The 17,119-nt window shown below is 35.0% G+C and carries 16 protein-coding genes and 1 tRNA gene; 7 read left to right on the top strand and 10 right to left on the bottom strand.

Features of this window, described 5'->3' with window-relative positions:
• Nucleotides 1–121 precede the first annotated feature (121 nt).
• The 7 genes from CLV00_RS04575 to CLV00_RS04605 form a co-directional block, all read right to left on the bottom strand.
• Nucleotides 122–403 (bottom strand): hypothetical protein, encoded by a 282-nt coding sequence (locus CLV00_RS04575; RefSeq protein ID WP_099714022.1) that lies wholly within the window; start codon nucleotides 401–403, stop codon nucleotides 122–124.
• A 71-nt stretch (nucleotides 404–474) separates the two neighbouring features.
• The gene (locus CLV00_RS04580; protein WP_099714023.1) at nucleotides 475–1,452 is read right to left on the bottom strand and encodes a DUF3871 family protein; all 978 of its coding nucleotides are present in this window, start codon (nucleotides 1,450–1,452) and stop codon (nucleotides 475–477) included.
• The gene (locus tag CLV00_RS04585; RefSeq protein WP_099714024.1) at nucleotides 1,433–2,326 is read right to left on the bottom strand and encodes an AAA family ATPase; all 894 of its coding nucleotides are present in this window, start codon (nucleotides 2,324–2,326) and stop codon (nucleotides 1,433–1,435) included. Before CLV00_RS04585 ends, CLV00_RS04580 begins: the two co-directional genes overlap by 20 nt.
• Before the next feature lie 106 nt (nucleotides 2,327–2,432).
• The gene (locus tag CLV00_RS04590; protein ID WP_099714025.1) at nucleotides 2,433–2,777 is read right to left on the bottom strand and encodes a hypothetical protein; all 345 of its coding nucleotides are present in this window, start codon (nucleotides 2,775–2,777) and stop codon (nucleotides 2,433–2,435) included.
• 268 nt (nucleotides 2,778–3,045) lie between these two features.
• On the bottom strand, nucleotides 3,046–3,363 hold the full coding sequence (locus CLV00_RS04595) for a hypothetical protein (protein WP_099714026.1): 318 nt from the start codon (nucleotides 3,361–3,363) through the stop codon (nucleotides 3,046–3,048).
• A gap of 57 nt (nucleotides 3,364–3,420) precedes the next feature.
• Entirely contained in the window at nucleotides 3,421–4,050 is a 630-nt protein-coding gene (locus tag CLV00_RS04600) for a hypothetical protein (RefSeq protein WP_099714027.1), read from the bottom strand.
• Between the two features lie 4 nt (nucleotides 4,051–4,054).
• Nucleotides 4,055–4,510, bottom strand: coding sequence for a hypothetical protein (locus CLV00_RS04605; RefSeq protein WP_099714028.1), 456 nt, complete (start codon nucleotides 4,508–4,510; stop codon nucleotides 4,055–4,057).
• A gap of 330 nt (nucleotides 4,511–4,840) precedes the next feature.
• On the opposite strand from CLV00_RS04605, the gene CLV00_RS04610 reads away from it, so the two are divergent.
• A complete protein-coding gene (locus CLV00_RS04610) occupies nucleotides 4,841–5,050 on the top strand; it encodes a helix-turn-helix domain-containing protein (RefSeq protein ID WP_099714029.1) in 210 nt (69 codons plus the stop codon).
• A 62-nt stretch (nucleotides 5,051–5,112) separates the two neighbouring features.
• Here CLV00_RS04610 and CLV00_RS04615 read toward each other — a convergent pair whose 3' ends face one another.
• The 3 genes from CLV00_RS04615 to rseP all read right to left on the bottom strand — a co-directional run bounded on the left by CLV00_RS04615 (nucleotide 5,113) and on the right by rseP (nucleotide 8,099).
• Nucleotides 5,113–6,318: a site-specific integrase gene (locus CLV00_RS04615; protein ID WP_099714030.1), complete on the bottom strand. Its 1,206-nt coding sequence runs from the start codon at nucleotides 6,316–6,318 to the stop codon at nucleotides 5,113–5,115.
• 224 nt (nucleotides 6,319–6,542) lie between these two features.
• Nucleotides 6,543–6,616: transfer RNA gene (locus tag CLV00_RS04620), tRNA-Asn, on the bottom strand.
• Between the two features lie 139 nt (nucleotides 6,617–6,755).
• On the bottom strand, nucleotides 6,756–8,099 hold the full coding sequence (gene rseP / locus CLV00_RS04625) for an RIP metalloprotease RseP (RefSeq protein ID WP_099714031.1): 1,344 nt from the start codon (nucleotides 8,097–8,099) through the stop codon (nucleotides 6,756–6,758).
• 198 nt (nucleotides 8,100–8,297) lie between these two features.
• Between rseP and CLV00_RS04630 the strand changes: the two genes are divergently transcribed.
• From CLV00_RS04630 to CLV00_RS04655, 6 genes are all read left to right on the top strand, one after another.
• The gene (locus CLV00_RS04630; protein ID WP_099714032.1) at nucleotides 8,298–9,368 is read left to right on the top strand and encodes an NADH:flavin oxidoreductase/NADH oxidase; all 1,071 of its coding nucleotides are present in this window, start codon (nucleotides 8,298–8,300) and stop codon (nucleotides 9,366–9,368) included.
• A gap of 103 nt (nucleotides 9,369–9,471) precedes the next feature.
• Nucleotides 9,472–10,512 (top strand): Gfo/Idh/MocA family oxidoreductase, encoded by a 1,041-nt coding sequence (locus CLV00_RS04635; RefSeq protein WP_099714033.1) that lies wholly within the window; start codon nucleotides 9,472–9,474, stop codon nucleotides 10,510–10,512.
• A 181-nt stretch (nucleotides 10,513–10,693) separates the two neighbouring features.
• The gene (locus tag CLV00_RS04640) at nucleotides 10,694–11,905 is read left to right on the top strand and encodes an MFS transporter (protein ID WP_099714034.1); all 1,212 of its coding nucleotides are present in this window, start codon (nucleotides 10,694–10,696) and stop codon (nucleotides 11,903–11,905) included.
• Nucleotides 11,906–12,389: 484 nt separating this feature from the next.
• The gene (locus CLV00_RS04645) at nucleotides 12,390–15,227 is read left to right on the top strand and encodes a carboxypeptidase-like regulatory domain-containing protein (RefSeq protein ID WP_099714035.1); all 2,838 of its coding nucleotides are present in this window, start codon (nucleotides 12,390–12,392) and stop codon (nucleotides 15,225–15,227) included.
• A 10-nt stretch (nucleotides 15,228–15,237) separates the two neighbouring features.
• The gene (locus tag CLV00_RS04650; protein WP_099714036.1) at nucleotides 15,238–16,587 is read left to right on the top strand and encodes a DUF5689 domain-containing protein; all 1,350 of its coding nucleotides are present in this window, start codon (nucleotides 15,238–15,240) and stop codon (nucleotides 16,585–16,587) included.
• A gap of 60 nt (nucleotides 16,588–16,647) precedes the next feature.
• The gene (locus CLV00_RS04655) at nucleotides 16,648–17,109 is read left to right on the top strand and encodes an FKBP-type peptidyl-prolyl cis-trans isomerase (protein WP_099714037.1); all 462 of its coding nucleotides are present in this window, start codon (nucleotides 16,648–16,650) and stop codon (nucleotides 17,107–17,109) included.
• The last annotated feature ends 10 nt before the right edge of the window (nucleotides 17,110–17,119 follow it).

Below are 17,119 nucleotides of genomic sequence, written 5' to 3' on the forward strand. Positions count from 1 at the left end.
ATTTTAAGTATATTTGAACACTAATTAACAGATGAAAAAAAGTAGTTTTTGATGTAAAATGTAGGTGGTCATTTTGCTCCGGAATTAGGTGGTCATTTTGAATTGGAATCAGGTGCTCACTTTAAATTGGAATTGGGTGGTCAATATCACTGGAATTTGCATCAATACTAAAGTGGAAGTAAAAATAAGCGGCATTATTAATTATATAAACGGTTTTTAACTCATACGTAACTTTTATTTCTTGTACTAAAACAATTTGCCCTCTTTTTAGGATGCCAATATCTTGTAGGACTCTGACTTTAAATGGACAAAACAACCGTATTAGGACTCCGTAGTGCGTTATAACGTACAGTTCTTGTGAATTGCTGTATTTTAATAGCTCTGCCAACTCTTTTTTTGTCATTTTTATGGAATATATTATTGTTTTTAGCGGGTAAGCTTGTTACCAATTATCACAAAAAATGCTATATTATATTAATGGATGAAATAGTTGGATTCCTCATTTTCAATGGCATTTAATAGGTAATTCACATAAGCATACGCATTAACATTCCTTTCTAAGTTGCTATCAATGTAAGTGCTCTTATTGGCTTCGGTGAACAGGTTGTAAAGGTTCCAAAAGCTAATCGTATTATTCTCTGATTTCGAAAAGTGAGCATCTGTGTGATAATCCCTGACGACAATATTTAATTGCGTGTCATTCATAGCCAGAGGGAAAAGTATTTGTTTCTCTTCTTTGCTCAAATAGGGGAATAGTTTCATCTTGCCAATCAGGTGAGCAAATTGTACTTCAGTTAAGGAGTGCCTGAACATACGCTCCATATTGATCAAATGCTCTTTCTTTTTGTAGTTGTTGATTAACTCATACACTTTAGCTTTTAATTCTAAAACTGAGCTGATTCTCAAATCGTCTTGTAGTCCATCAGTGCTTATACAAAGGTTAGTACACACAGAATTCTGAAACCCTACAAAAACCTTGAATTTCTCCATAGACTTTTTACTGAAGAGGTTCTCTTGATTGTAACTTCTCACTCCGCCAATAGTCAAATTGAGTTTGTTTCCATTGATAACTTCACTAATTTCAGGCACTTCAATAACGAATGCCATTCGCTCGTAATAAATGGTCTTTTCATGCTCTAGTAGCTCTTTTGCGGGCTTCCCAATAGCAGTTGGAATTCTGCCCTTGATTACATGAGAAACACGTATGTCGGGCTTTAAAATCCCTTTGTAATTCAAGACATCTTCAACCACCTCTTTAGTGCTGTTGATAAATTCATAGTGGCTAATCGTGCACTCATTATCTTTTGCAAAAACAGGAATTGTACATTCATTTTTTAAATGGTGTAATGACACTTCAGACGTATTAGCCTCAATGAAATTACGTTTAGGAAATACAATAACTTCTGTTTCTTCAATAATTTGATGTTCCTGATTATTTAATACTAAGTTCATTTTCTTGTGGATTTAAGTTTTGAATAATTTCTTCGTCGTGGATTAATTGTGCTGAAAGATTATCAAGCACTTCTTTTCTTGCTACTACAATGGGATACAGTTCCGTGCTTAAATTTGGATATTTTCCGTAAACTTGTTTTAAAGCATCAGGTGTTTCACAGGCGTTGATTTCTTCCTTTATTCTATCAATCGATACTCCTTGATTGCACCAGTCGATCAGTTTTTTACCTGTCGATGAGTTAATTATAAATTCAGGTTTTCCCATAAACAAGCCAGTTCTATCTTTAGATGCTGACACGAGATGATTATCATTTAAAAGCTCAAAGTGAGTTGTCAATTCATACAGATAACCTTCGCGAGTAATTTCCTTTACACCCAATTTCATCACTTTCGTTTTACCATTACTATCTTTATCGAGACTGTAATCAACCTTGCTTCTTGTAGTTGTGATAACGTGACACTTTGATTGAATGATTGCATCTATAAAAGAATTATGACGAGGAGTCACTTTTGCCCAATCCTGAAATCTTCCTCCAAGCTGTTCGTGAATCTCCAAACAACCAGATTTTCCTTGCCATTCGTGGCTGATACTGTCAATGATGATAACTTCTATATCTGATTCCTCACATACCTTAATCGCTTTAATATAGCGTTCTGGACTGAATGGTTCTTCTAGTGATAGCACATTAAAATCTCCTAAATGTGAGTACAAACTTGCTGATTTGTTTTCAGTATCAATCAAAGCGATTTTGCTCCAATCGTTTGTTATTCCAAATGCTAATAATAATGCGGAATAGGTTTTGCCAAATCCACTAGGTCCTGAAAGTCCGATGCGTAATTTTACTTGATGGCGTTCCGCCTTAGATAATTTCATAATTTTAAATTTAAATGTTGTTAATAGGTAATCTGGTGAATCCAGATTGTGTTAAACAAAAAAATCCCCTTGTTAGGAGACCTTTATCTGTGTTTTTCAATAATGTTTAAGCGACAAACTCTTCTTCAATGACTTGATCTTTGATTATTTCGTCAGTATCTATTACATACTCATAACGATAATCTAGTTTAACAATCTCGCCAGTTTCCTTAATCGTGTATTGATAAGGTTCGCTTTTAACTTTTCTAATAATTCCTTCAAATTGAGAACCAACTAGACTTCTACAAGTTATTTCATCAAATGTTGCTGGAACATTTGCAGTTCTAGCTGTAAAATAAATCTTTCCAGTTGCTTTGCTTTTAACAGGCTCAACTCCTCCTTGTAATACCAATACTAAGAAGCTTTCTCCGTCTTCTTTTTCAATAGACTTGTAATCTGAAATTGTAACCATAGTTTTTATAATTTATAAGATTAGACAAAACGGGAAACCCGCAAAACTTGAACAAGGTGGAGTGATGAATCTAATTCCAACGTGTTTTAGTGCGGGTATATCCCCAAAACATAATGGAAGTCGGGGTATGACTCTTACTTAAGTTACACATGCTTTGAAAAAAAAATTTGAAAAAAAAATTTTGTGAAGATTTCGAGTTTATTAAAGCAAAAGAGCAACCGTTATAGTTGCTCTTGGATTAATTTAATGCTAATTTAGTATTCACTGATTAATAGAACATTCTAATTGCAAAGTCTAAAGAATACTGATTGCAATTTGGGCATAAATTATTGGTTTGATTTAGTTCTAAATTAAAATTTTGGTAGACATTATTGTTGTCATTATTACTCTTTAATTGCTTATCAGTATAGAATTTATAGAGTGGATTGTTTTTTTCTGTAATGTAGTTCACGCTTTCAAAGTGTCCAGTTTCTTTGTTTATAGCCGGAACAGGGCAGTTTTCATGATAATTAAATCGTCCTCCACCATATCTAAAATCTTTTTCAAAATTGCAAATTCTACAATTTGCATTTAATATCTGTCCCATATTTTTTCCCGTTACATTTTAATGTCCTTTTTGAAAAATTCATTGCCATACATTATTTTAGAATTTAATTTGAACGAATTCAAATTTTAGATTCTTAATTATATTGTCTTTAGTATATTTCATCAATTCAAGATTGAAATATACTCTTTCAAAGGATAGTATTAATCCATTATGAATTATACTTCCGTGCCATTCATCATATGAACTTGGGTTTTGTATATCACTTTTATTTTCATAAGCTTCAGAGTCAAAAAACTTCATAGAGATGCCTCCATTTAAGATGTTATAATTAGTTAAACTAGAGGAAATTTCAATTTTTTCAATATCATTAATTTCAAAAATTGTTTCTTTCATTATTTCATTCGTGTTGTCTCTCCTCCATTCAACTATGTCCTCAATATTATCAAAACCTACAAAACCTTTTTTAGTGAAAATAAGTAAAAAATAAAGTGTAAAGGGATTATTGTTAAAATCATTTCCAGTGTGTCTTCCCAAATAATAGCCATCGGTTCTAATTGCTGCATGTGGGTTCATGTTTAAACCTTTGCTATTTTCTACTGCTACAGCTTCGTGTGGATTCGCATATTTGTACTTTTCCCAGTTTTTTTCAGTATTATTAGTTAAAAAAGAATCGTAAATGAATTTACCAAATACAATTATAACGATTGAAAGAATAAAGTATACCATAAATTTATTTTATTAATAGTGAAAAAAATAGAGAAATTAAAAAAACTAAAGATAGAACTGTAGATAAACAACCGGATTCTCTGTGACTATTAATACCAAGTCTTTTACTACTGAAATCTAACAAAAGCTTTTGATGATCGGTATTAGAATTGTGCTCAATCATTGTTGTAGAAATAAGTTCTATCCATTCTTCAACCGACAAATCATTTTTAACTAATCTACTTGTAGTTTGTGCTTGTTTCATAAAATTCTTTATTGTGGTAAAAGTTATCGAAACTTCATTGCTAAAAACTTCATTTAATTCAAGTGAAATATCTCCCAGTTTATTATTTAAGATTTGAAATGTCATTCTATATTCAATTTTGGAAACACTGCTTGAATGTAGCCTCATGTCAGTGCCTTGCTTCATGGTTTGCATTGCCTCCATGAAATTTGGATATCTATTTTCAAGTTTTATCATATTATTTTGTTTTAAGTTTTTATATTATTTTAAAAAAATTTATTCAATTTCGTTGTTTGCAGATTTGCAATTATGTAAATCTTAAAGTTAACCGTTTGGCTCATAGTATCAGTTTTTATAAAATCTTCATATCAATCATATTTTTTATCAATTACTTCGAATATGCCATTTAAATTAGAAAAGAAATGGTGATTTCATAAAGTAATTTCTTTTCAAAGTAATTTCATTACGGGTTTCCACATTTTGTAAAAAAGCACAGTTATCTTTTGTGATAACCACTTTAATCAAATATAGAACAAATTTTGACTTATCATAAAAGATAATTGAGATTTGGGAAATTCTTTACAAATAAAGGTTGGTAAACGTATTCAGGAAATCAGAATTGAGAAAAATATATCTCAACAAGATTTGGCTGCAAAGTGTAACTTTGAGAAGAGTAATATGTCTAGATTAGAAGCTGGAAGAGCTAATGCAACTCTTTCAACCTTAGAAACAGTTTCCAAAGCATTAGAAGTTGATGTAATAGAACTTTTCAAATAGTCGATAAATTTCTAATAGAAATATCCTGACTAACAAAAACTCTTGTAAATCAGGATGAGATACTATTTCAATTTGTCCTTTAGATTAGACATCGCTTCACTTACTTTCTTCTGCACTACCTTCCCGTAACTTTCCTGTGTAATAACCATGTTAGAATGACCAAGTAGTTCTGATACAATTTCCATTGGAACATCATTGTACAGTAAAACTGTAGAAGCAAATGTTTTCCTGGCAATGTGGTGCGTCAATCTTTTTTCAATTCCTGTTATAGCTGAAATTTCCTTGAGATAAGAATTGAATCTTTGATTACTTATTGGAGGGAATATGCGGTTACTATCGGTTGAGTATTTCTCAATGATTTCTTGAGCTTTAGGAAGTATTGGAATGGAGATTTGACGTTGTGTTTTTTCACGTTTCATCTGAATCCAGTTAATGTTGTCAAAACCTATTTGGATGTTCTGCTTTTCAAGATTTGCCATTTCATTATAGGCTAGTCCTGTATAACAACAGAAAATGAATAAGTCTTGAATCGTGCTTAATCTTTTTTGTTGCAATACTGCTTCTTCAAGGGTTTTGAGTTCTTCAGTAGTAAGGAATATAACCGTTTTACGGACTGTTTTGGACTTGTGAAGTATAAATGGATCTCTATCCAAATAGCCTTCTGAAATAGCCTGTTTTATTGGCGTTCTTAGCCTTTGAATGGTTTTGTTGATAGTAATTTGTTCTTGCTTCTTCTCGGTCTTTAAATAGTAGTCAAAATCACTTAGAAACTGTAGACTTAGTTCTTTTAGTGGGTAATCTGTTTTCTTATATTTCCATTTTAGGAAAGCTTCTAAATGGTTGCCTACATAAACGAACTTGCTATAGGTTTTGTCTTTGATTTCTCGTCCTACTAGTTTTTCGATTTTGGAGAGATACTGTTTGTAGTAGGAGAGAATGAATTCACTTTTCTTTAGTTCTTTCCCTAAGTATTTGCCATGAATGTCTTCAATAGAAAAGATACTTTCCTGTAATTGTAAAATCATGTAGATGCTATTGATCTTAGATTTTATTTTTTCAAGTTGAGAGTTGTATAGAATTGCAGATTTATGGGATTTTAGAATTACTTGGTTCTTGGTGTCCCAATGCTCGGACTCAATGTTAATACCTGTGCTAATTTGTTTTCTCTTGCCATTTAGGGTTAGTCGGCAAAATAATGGAGATTGATTCTTCTTGTTTTTTCTATTCTTTCCTTCAATAAATAGAATTTTGAAATTGTCTGTTGTCATAACTTTTTGTTTTAGTCAGACATGCAATTGGTTACGATAAAAAAAGTGATGCCTTTTAGAAAAAGAGATGATGCCTAATATGTTGCCTTTTTTTACAAGATAAGTTGGCAAGTTGGCAAAATTCCAAAAATCTCTATTCACTACTGAATCGCCGTAAAGTACTGATTTCACTACCGCCTTAAAACAAAAAAGACCTTACATCACTGTAAAGTCTTTTTAAAAAGCTCCCTCTCTTGGGCTCGAACCAAGGACCCTCTGATTAACAGTCAGATGCTCTAACCAACTGAGCTAAGAAGGAAACTGTATATTTTTATTCTGATAATGAATGAACGTTTTTTTGTTGCTTATTGGTGAAGTGTGTTTCACTTGTAAAGCGGTGCAAAGATAGGGCTTAATTTGATTTTCGCAAGCAAAAATTAAAAAAAAATTAATTTTTTTTACTTCCCTACAATTGACTTGTAAATGTCGTTTCCGTTAGCGAATAACAACAGTGTTATAAGTAATACGAAACCAACCATTTGCGCATTCTCTAAGAATTTATCACTTGGTTTTTTACCGCTGATGATTTCATATAATAAAAACATTACATGCCCACCATCAAGTGCCGGAATAGGTAATAAGTTCATTACACCAAGCATAATGGATAATAAAGCGGTGATGTTCCAGAAAACTTCCCAGCTCCAAGTATTAGGAAAAATATCAAATATCGCTTTAAAACCACCTACTTGTTTGTAAGCACCCGTACTTGGACTGAAAATCATTTTCAATTGTTTTCCATATCCTACTAATTGATCTTTTCCTTTAGTAATACCAACCGGAATAGATTCCATGAAACTAAATTCCTGTTTGCTGATTTTATAGTATCCCAGTTTCTTTAATGATTCCATTCCTAAGCTTCCGATGCCAATGCCTAATGTTGCATCTTTAGAAACAATAACTTGCAACGGAACTTGTTTTTCATCTCTTAAAACAACAGCCGAAATAGTTTTGTTTTTATTCTTTTCCAAAACCGAAGTTACCTGATCATAATATTTGGTCGATTGTCCATTTAAAGACAAAATAATATCTTTTGGTTGTAAATTAGTATTCAATGATCCTTCAGAAATTGAAGTTATGGCAAATGGTTTTCTAATCGAAACCAAAGTACCTTTTTCTAACTTAGACAATTGATCCACAAAATCAACCGGTATTTTTATAGTTTGTTCTATTCCGTTTCTTTCAATCAAGACTTGTTTAGCCATGATGATTTTGATATTCATCTCATTGTCATACTTGATTATTTTTTCACCATCAATAGCAATAATTCTATCTCCAGTTTGGAAACCTACTTTATTCATTGCTGGATTCTCAATCAAAAGTCCGTCTTTCAAATCTTCATTAGCAATATAAGTATCGCCATAAGCAAATGCCATTCCGATATATATAATGAAAGCCAAAATAAAATTGACGGTAACACCACCCAACATAATAATCAAACGTTGCCAAGCCGGTTTAGAACGAAATTCCCATGGTTGCGGAGGTAAAGCCATTTGCTCCTTGTCCATACTCTCGTCAATCATTCCGGAAATTTTCACATAACCGCCCAAAGGCAACCAACCGATACCGTATTCAGTTTCGCCAATTTTCTTTTTTATAAGGGAATATTTAACGTCAAAAAACAAGTAGAATTTTTCGACTCTGGTTTTAAACAGTTTAGCAGGAATAAAATGTCCTAATTCGTGAAGTATAATAAGTAATGATAAGCTCAATAAAAATTGAGAAAGCTTGATAACTATGTCCATTTTTTAATTTTAGTTCTTTTACAACTCACAAAAGTAAGGTTTTCTATTTGTTTATTTTACAATAATTGTTCCATACCATTTTAAATGTTTGTTAATTAATAGAAATTCAATTCCTAGTTTCGTCGTTGTCCCTTAACTTTACTTTTCCAAAAAGGAAATTTCCTTTATCTTCACTTAAATTATATTAAAATAAAAGGTATGTCATCTCAATTGTTTTCACCACTCCAAATAAAGAGCATTACGCTCAAAAATAGAATTACAATTTCTCCCATGTGTCAATATTCTGCTCAAGATGGCTTTGCCAATGATTGGCATCTTGTACATCTGGGAAGTCGTGCTACCGGTGGAGCAGGATTAATTATTCAGGAAGCGACTGCAGTTTCTCCCGAAGGTCGAATTTCTCCGGGTGATTTAGGACTTTGGAAAGACGAACAAATCGAAAAAATGCAGCAGATTAATCAATTTATTATCAGTCAGAAATCCGTTCCCGGAATCCAATTGGCGCATGCCGGAAGAAAAGCAAGTGCGGCAGCTCCTTGGGAAGGCGGAAGAAAACTAGATGATTCACAAGGTGGTTGGAATACTGTTGCGCCAAGTGCTGTTGCTTATCATGATAACGAAAAAACACCTATAGCATTAGATAAAACGGGAATTGAAAAAGTAATTTCCGACTTTAAATCATCTACTAAAAGAGCGGTTCAAGCCGGTTTTCAAGTGCTGGAAATTCATGCAGCTCACGGCTATTTGTTGCATCAGTTTCTTTCGCCTTTGTCCAATTTTAGAACGGATACTTACGGTGGAAGTTTTGAAAACCGAATCCGTTTGACACTCGAAGTTGTGGATGCAGTTCAATCGGAATGGCCGGAGAACTTACCTTTATTTGTTAGAATTTCGGCAACAGACTGGGCAGAAGGCGGATGGAATGCTGAAGAATCAGTGCAACTTTCGAAAATATTAAAAGAAAAAGGAGTGGATTTAATCGATGTTTCTTCGGGAGGATTAGTCTCACACCAACAAATTCCGTTGGGCCCAAACTACCAAGTTCCTTTTGCCGAAAGCATAAAAAGAGAAACTGGAATCGGGACTGGTGCAGTTGGTTTAATCACCGAAGCCACTCAAGCCGAGGAAATTATTGCTTCTGGAAAAGCAGATTTGGTCTTGTTCGCCAGAGAATCCCTTAGAAACCCAAATTTAGGATTGAAATTTGCCGAGGAACTTCAGGCGGATATTCAATGGCCTAAACAATACGAAAGAGCTAAAATTAAATAACAAAACCCATCTTTTCGATGAACTTATATTCCTTATGTGGTTAAAATTTGAGTATAAGTCTTAAGATTAAAAAGTATAAATTCGTATTTTATAAAATAATACCATGCAAAAAATAAAAACTGCTTTGCTTTCCTACGGAATGTCTGGAAAAGTATTTCATGCTCCTTTTTTAAATTTTCATCCCGGATTTGAACTACTAGGTTCTTGGGAACGAAGTAAAAAATTAATTCATCAGGATTATCCTTCGGTTAAAAGTTACGCCACGATTGAAGAGTTATTGCAAGATGATGTTGATTTAGTGGTAGTCAATACGCCTGTAGATACACATTATGAATATGCCAAAAAAGTTTTACTGGCAGGAAAACATGCTTTAGTCGAAAAAGCATTTACCACAACTGTTGCTCAAGCGCAGGAATTAGCGGCTTTGGCCAAAGAAAAAGGATTGAAACTGGCTGTTTTTCAAAATAGGAGATGGGACAGTGATTTCAAAACCGTACAAAAAGTTATTTCAGATAATGTCCTTGGCGAAATTGTGGAAGCCGAATTCCATTTTGATCGCTACAATCCGATTTTAAGTCCAAAACAACACAAAGAAACGGCGAATTCCGGTGCTGGAATTCTGAAGGATTTAGGACCACATTTAATTGATCAGGCGTTGTGTTTGTTTGGTTTGCCTCAATCGGTTTTTGCGGATATTCGCATCACACGGGAACATTCTTTGGTAGATGATTATATTGATATTTTATTGTATTATTCCCATTTCCGTGTCCGATTAAAAGCTGGTTTTTTTGTTCGTGAAGCCATTCCGTCTTTTGTGGTTCATGGCAAGAAAGGTTCTTTCCTAAAAGCGCGTGGCGATGTACAAGAAGACGAATTAAAATTAGGAATGAAACCGAACTTGGATACTTGGGGAACGGAATCTTCAGATAAAAAAGGACTTTTACACACAGAAATAAATGGTGCAATTGTAAAAGAATATATCCCAACTCTTCAGGGGAATTATTATGCCTTTTTTGACGGCGTTTACAATTCAATTACACAAGATGCTATAGAACCGGTAACGGCACAAGATGGCGTTCATGTAATGCAAATTATTGAAGCAGCCATTCAAAGCAGTGCCCAGAAAAAAGGGATTGATTTGTAAAATCAACTATCAATTACCAAGTATAAAAGGAATTCGCGAATTCGTGGCCATCACTTTTTATAGCAGTAATCTGTATTTTTATAAACAATAACGATGTATTTTTTTTCTTATGTGTTGTTTTGACACAACCAATGATTGGATTTTGTAATTTTGATAAATCAAATTTCAAAATCCAATTATCTTGATAGACTTAAATTTTATATCCCGATTTAGAACCAAAGCAAAATTTAAAAAAACATATAAAGACGCTAAGATTTCCTATTTGAAAAGAACGCGTTGGGCAGTTTCCATGTTTTATTTTGCAATGGGTTTGTGTTTTGCCACTTGGGCAAGCCGCATTCCGGATATTAAAACAGCATTACAGTTAAGCGAAGGAGATTTAGGAAGTATTTTATTTGCATTACCATTAGGACAACTGGTTGCTATGCCTTTTTCCGGTAAATTGGTCACTCGTTTTGGGAGCCACCGTATTCTTATAGCATCCCTGCTTTTTTATGTTTTATGTTTGACTAATTTAGGCTTGGCTGCTCAGGCTTGGCAACTGTCATTGGGCTTGTTTTTATTTGGTATTTTTGGTAATTTATCGAATATCGCTGTCAATACACAAGGTGTTTACACCGAAGTCCTTTTCAAAAAAACCATAATGTCCTCTTTTCATGGAATGTGGAGTTTTGCCGGATTCACGGGAGCTTTAGTAGGTTTAGGAATGCTGGCTTTGGAACTTAATCCATACCAACATTTTTTAATCGTTGCGGGAATCGTGCTTTTGATGATTGCTTTCAATTATAAATTTTTAATAAAAGCGAAAGAAACCGTCAAAACCGAAAAGAAAAAACTCTTTTCAAAACCGGATAGTGCCTTAATTTGGCTTGGTATCATTGGTTTTTGTTGCATGGCAAGTGAAGGAGTTATGTTTGACTGGAGCGGTGTATATTTCAAAGATGTCATCAAAGCACCTGGACCATTGGTGATTTTGGGATACACTTCCTTTATGATTATGATGGCGGGCGGACGATTCCTGGGAGATGGTCTTATTCATAAATTTGGCCGAAAAACTGTCTTGCAAATCAGCGGAATCATGATTTCCGCAGGACTTTTTACAGCAGTATTTTTCCCGTTTGTCATCCCCGCAACCATTGCATTTATGTTTGTTGGTTTGGGAGTTTCCACGATTGTGCCTACCGTTTACAGCGTTGCCGGAAAAAACCCGAACGTTTCTCCCAGCGTAGCGTTAACGACAGTTTCCAGTGTCAGTTTCTTGGGTTTTCTTATGGGACCGCCTATTATCGGTTACATCGCTGAGTTATCAAGCCTACGATTTTCATTTGCTTTTATCGGTATTTTTGGGATTCTCATCGCAATTATGGTATCGAGAATCAAAGCAATTGAGTAAATAGAAGTATTAGGAGCACTACATTTTGTTTCCATAACAACACATCCTCCCGCTGTGCGCAGCATCTTTTTTTAAACGCAACCCATTCGCATTCCAAACGATGAATAAATTCCAAGCGTTTATAAAAAAGGATACTTGCTTCCATCGGGGCTAATTACTGCTTTTTTGTTTTTATAAGAAAAATTTTATTTAAAATTCAATTGTATATTATTTTTTTGTATATTTAACATTATAATTCTTTCAATAAGAAATTTCAAATACCACTCTTTATAAGTATACCCATTGGGATTTACGTCCCATATTTCCAAAATCCATTTTTAATTATTTTAAGCTGTTGTCCCATTTTGGATGACGCTTTCTATGCTTTTTGTTCAACCGTTGAAATTTGTTTTTAACGGTTGAACTTCTTGCTAGGAATAATAAAAAGAAAATCCTCTCGACCGCAATTTTAGTGACTATATACCATCACCATACATTTGAATATATGAATAAATTTTACATGGGTTTTTTCTTTATCGTTCAAGTAGGATGCGTTATGGCACAACATAATACGGGATTTTTCGGTAAAGTTATCGAGTCCAAAACGCAAAATCCGTTAGGGTTTGTAGTCGTTAGTGTTCAAAACACTACTTTAATGCAACTCACCAAAGCCGATGGTAATTTCAGTTTTAATACGGTTCCCACAGGAAATATATTGCTTCTTATTCACAGTCAAGGTTTCAAAGATGGCTTGTATCCTATAGAAATTATCGAAGGGAAAATGTTGGATTTAGGAACCATAACTTTAGAAGAGGATCAATCCACAGAACAACAAAATAGTATCATAACACTTATCGAAAGCGATTTTAGCGATGACAACAGCAGTTCCGAGAGCACTTCCGGATTACTACAATCCTCCCGAGACGCTTTTCTGCAAGCCGCCGCTTTCAATTGGGGACAAGCCCGTTTTAGAGTTCGTGGATTAGACAGCGAGCATTCCACGATGATGATTAATGGTGTTTCCATGAATAAAATCTATGATGGAAGACCGCAATGGGGAGAATGGGGCGGATTGAATGATGCGCTCCGCAATCAGGAATTCACACTGGGAACAGCACCTTCGGATTATACTTTTGGCGGTATTTTAGGAACACAGGAAATTAACACACGAGCCTCTATTTACAGACCGGGTTCCCGAATTTCATTTTCATCAACCAATACGAATTACAGTTGGCGTACCATGGCAACGCATGCTTCCGGAATGAATTCCCGCGGTTGGGCTTTTGTAGTTTCGGCAGGAAAGCGCTGGGCGCAAGAAGGCTATTTTGAAGGGACAAATTATGATGCGAATTCCTTTTTTATAAGTCTCGAAAAAAAATTAAACGAGAATCATTCGTTGAATCTGACGGCAATGTATACTCCCAATTCCAGAGCAAAAAACTCTCCAAATACTGCCGAAGTTACGCAATTGACGAACGTAAAATACAATTCCTATTGGGGTTATCAGGACGGTGAAAAAAGGAATGCGCGCATAAAAACCATTGAAGAGCCGACAATTATGCTGAATCATTATTTTAAAATCAACGATAAAACCAATCTGAATTCGAGTGTGATGTATCAATTTGGAAAAATTGCCAACAGCAACATCGATTATCAAAATACCAATAGTCCAGACCCCACGTATTACAGAAAAATGCCCAGTTATTACAGCTCACTTTATGCGCCGGATAACGGAGAATTTTCGGGAGCATTTACTCCAGATTATGAAAATGCGGAGAAAAGCAAAGCAGAATTTTTAGCCCATTCGCAAATCGATTGGACGGCTTTGTACCAAGCCAATCAAAATCCAGTTTTGGATTCCAACGGTACAATTTCAGGTTATGAACCCACAAAAAGCAAGTACGTTTTGTATGAAGATCAAGTAGAAGACCAAATGGCGGTAGCCACAACAAATTTGAGTGCGCAACTGTCAGAAAATATTTTTTTGAATGCCGGAGCATCATTCAAAAAATTGAAATCACATAATTCTCAAAAGCTTTTGGACTTGCTTGGCGGTTCCTATTTTGAAGATATCGACGCTTTTTACAGCGGAAATCAATCCCAGTCTGATTTGAATCATCCAGACCGACAAGTAGTAGTTGGGGATACGTACGGGTACAATTATAATTATTTAGCCAATACTTTAGAGGCTTTCACGCAATTTAAATTCACGTACAATAAAGTAGATTTTTATCTGGCTCAAAATTTCTCCACTGCCAATTATCAGAGGGAAGGTTTGTATAAAAACGGAATCTACGAAACGAATTCCTTCGGGAAAAGTGAGAAAGTTGCGTCTGAAAACTTTGGCTTTAAAGCCGGATTCAATTTGAAAATTTCCGGCAAACAGTTGGTGACTTTCAATGCGGCGCATTTGACCAAAGCACCTTCTCTGAGAAATACTTTTGCAAATTCCCGATTGAATAATTCAATTGTTGACGGACTCGAAAGTGAGAACATCAGCAGTTTGGATGCCAGTTATGTCTATCGCTCTCCAAAACTAAAAGCCCGACTGACAGCCTATTATTCCCTAATTAAAAATGCGACTCAAATTTCCTTCTTTTATGCCGAAGGGATTTTTGATGATGGCGCGGGTTATTTAAATACCGATGCTTTTGTGAGTCAGACGTTAACGCAATTGAACAAGAAGAATATGGGTGCAGAATTCAGTTTGGAATACCAAGTAAGCCAAACGTTTAAAACTACTTTTTCAGCGGCTTTTGGGGAATATACGTATGACAGTAATCCACATGTGACGTTGACAAACGATGCCGAAGCGTCATTGGAAAATACCAGTCCGGTTTTTGATTTTGGAACAGCCTCACTCAAAAATTACAAACAAGCAGGAATGCCACAGCGAGCGTATTCAATGGGAATTGAATATCGAGATCCAAAATATTGGTGGATTAGCGCCAATATGAATTACCTCACCAATAGTTACATTGATATTTCGCCTATTTCCAGAACTGAAATATTTTATAAAAATCCTGCAAGCGGTTTTAATTTCCCGGAGGCAACCGAGGAACGTGCAGCAACACTATTAAAACAAGAAGAATTTGACCCAACGATGTTGCTCAATCTTGTTGGTGGAAAATCATGGCGCATTTATGGAAAGAATGCTGGAATTTTTGCCAGCATCAATAATGTGCTGGATGTTACCTATAAAACGGGTGGTTATGAACAAGCTCGAAATGCTAATTTCAGACAAATCAATCAGGATGTTTCCAGTGGTACGCCTTCTTTTGGACCAAAATATTTCTACGGATACGGAAGAACGTATTTCGTCAATCTTTATATCAATCTTTAAATTAAAGCATATGAAATCAACATTTTGTAAATTATTTTTACTGTTGACAATTACTTTCAGCAGTTGCGTAACGGATGAGGTTGCCGCTCCAAAACTCATTTGTACGCAACCGGATTTAATTACTAATACAACGGTAAGCGAAGTTCATGCGGTTGCAAATGCGATTGTAACCCAGTATAAATACGATGACATTATCGAGGCGTATGTGGTTTCCAGTGATGAATCGGGGAATTTTTTCAAGTCGATTTCCTTTCAGACTTTGGCAACAGCCACAACACCTGCCATAGGATTTAGTGTTCCCGTGGATGCTACAAATTTGTACATTGATTACCGACTGGGCAATAAAGTATACATAAAGTTGAAAGACCAATACACGGATATTTCGTTTGGAGGGATGCGCATAGGAAGCATTTTTGTGAATTCCTATAATGAAGGCGGAGTAGGGCGACTTTCTCAAAATGAGTATAAAAAAGTGCTGAATGCGTCTTGCACGAATGTAAAGGAAGAGCTTTTGGTTCGGTCTCTGACCATGTCAGAATTACTGAATGATTCTAACTTGAATACGTTGGTTGAGTTGTCTGATGTTCAGTTTTCAGCTGCCGCAATAGGGCGCCATTATTTTGAAGAAACGAATAATGTTGGCGGTGCTACAAATTGGAGTTTGGTGGATAAACTAGGGAATCAAGTGTATTTTAGAACAAGCAGTTTTTCTGATTTTGCGACTAAATTAGTCCCTAATGGAAGTGGAAAAGTAAGAGGAATTTTGACGAAATATGGAAGTGATTACCAATTATTACCGCGTTCCGAAAAGGATGTGGTGATGTCCGGAAGCAGAGCGACTCCTTTTTTCTCCCAAGATTTTGAAACGGTTGAAAACAATGTTAAACTAAATCTTCCCGGCTGGGCGAATATTGTCCAAAAGGGAACGCTTTTCTGGAAAGGCACTGTTTATTCCGGAAACGGTTATGCCGAATTTAATATCACAGGAACCAAAGTCGTTTCGAATGTGGCTTGGTTGATTTCGCCAAAAATAGATATGGAGGTTCATACGAAAGAAGTCTTGACTTTTAGAACTGCTCAGCATCACTTAGATGTTGATTCCCAGTTAAATTCTTTGGAAGTTTATGTTTCCAGTAATTTTGACGGGTTGAATATTACTACCGCAACTTGGACTCCGTTAGTTGTTAATTTACCGAAACAAGCTACGCCTTGGTATCAATTTGTAGGAAGCGGCGCAGTAGATTTGTCTTCGTATAAAGGTAAAATCAACATTGCTTTTAAATATACGGGTTCCGGTAAAAATCTGGCTTTGGATGGTGCTTTTCAAGTAGATGATGTTCAGGTTTTTGGAGACAAATAATTTTTATTAAAGGCTTTACTTGAATTACTATATTTGCAGCCTTAACATTTAAATTAAATTATGAAATCTACTTTATTAGCCCTAATTTCTTTATTATTTGTTTCTTGTTTATCAGATAATGAAGCATCTAAACCTGTTGATTACACCGTTCAAAACGAAAAAGAAATCGTGGATTACGTTGCCAAAAATAAATTGACTGCCACAAAAACCGATTCAGGATTGTATTATGTGATTAATGAAGCTGGTGATGGAGAACAACCTACCGCAACCTCTAATGTAACAGTTGCGTACAAAGGGTATTTTACTAATGGAAATGTTTTTGATCAAAGTAATGCTTCAGGAATTTCATTTGGTTTGAACCAAGTGATAAAAGGATGGACGGAAGGAATCCCTTATTTTAAAGAAGGCGGAAGCGGAATCCTTTTGGTACCTTCTCATCTTGGTTATGGGAGTAATGATTACAGTAGTATTCCCGGAGGTTCTGTACTTATTTTTGAGGTAAAACTTATTTCAGTGAATTAGTTTAAGGCTA

This window comes from Flavobacterium sp. 11 (genome assembly GCF_002754315.1).
In the GTDB taxonomy this organism is placed as follows: Bacteria; Bacteroidota; Bacteroidia; order Flavobacteriales; family Flavobacteriaceae; genus Flavobacterium; species Flavobacterium algoritolerans.

Excerpts from the sequence above, each read along its gene's own strand:
- CLV00_RS04615 (WP_099714030.1), bottom strand. The coding sequence starts at position 6,318 with ATGACAACAGACAATTTCAAAATTCTATTTATTGAAGGAAAGAATAGA.
- CLV00_RS04590 (WP_099714025.1), bottom strand. The coding sequence starts at position 2,777 with ATGGTTACAATTTCAGATTACAAGTCTATTGAAAAAGAAGACGGAGAA.
- CLV00_RS04605 (WP_099714028.1), bottom strand. The coding sequence starts at position 4,510 with ATGATAAAACTTGAAAATAGATATCCAAATTTCATGGAGGCAATGCAA.
- CLV00_RS04600 (WP_099714027.1), bottom strand. The coding sequence starts at position 4,050 with ATGGTATACTTTATTCTTTCAATCGTTATAATTGTATTTGGTAAATTC.
- CLV00_RS04635 (WP_099714033.1), top strand. The coding sequence starts at position 9,472 with ATGCAAAAAATAAAAACTGCTTTGCTTTCCTACGGAATGTCTGGAAAA.
- CLV00_RS04630 (WP_099714032.1), top strand. The coding sequence starts at position 8,298 with ATGTCATCTCAATTGTTTTCACCACTCCAAATAAAGAGCATTACGCTC.
- CLV00_RS04650 (WP_099714036.1), top strand. The coding sequence starts at position 15,238 with ATGAAATCAACATTTTGTAAATTATTTTTACTGTTGACAATTACTTTC.
- CLV00_RS04575 (WP_099714022.1), bottom strand. The coding sequence starts at position 403 with ATGACAAAAAAAGAGTTGGCAGAGCTATTAAAATACAGCAATTCACAA.
- rseP (WP_099714031.1), bottom strand. The coding sequence starts at position 8,099 with ATGGACATAGTTATCAAGCTTTCTCAATTTTTATTGAGCTTATCATTA.
- CLV00_RS04580 (WP_099714023.1), bottom strand. The coding sequence starts at position 1,452 with ATGAACTTAGTATTAAATAATCAGGAACATCAAATTATTGAAGAAACA.
- CLV00_RS04645 (WP_099714035.1), top strand. The coding sequence starts at position 12,390 with ATGAATAAATTTTACATGGGTTTTTTCTTTATCGTTCAAGTAGGATGC.
- CLV00_RS04595 (WP_099714026.1), bottom strand. The coding sequence starts at position 3,363 with ATGGGACAGATATTAAATGCAAATTGTAGAATTTGCAATTTTGAAAAA.
- CLV00_RS04655 (WP_099714037.1), top strand. The coding sequence starts at position 16,648 with ATGAAATCTACTTTATTAGCCCTAATTTCTTTATTATTTGTTTCTTGT.
- CLV00_RS04585 (WP_099714024.1), bottom strand. The coding sequence starts at position 2,326 with ATGAAATTATCTAAGGCGGAACGCCATCAAGTAAAATTACGCATCGGA.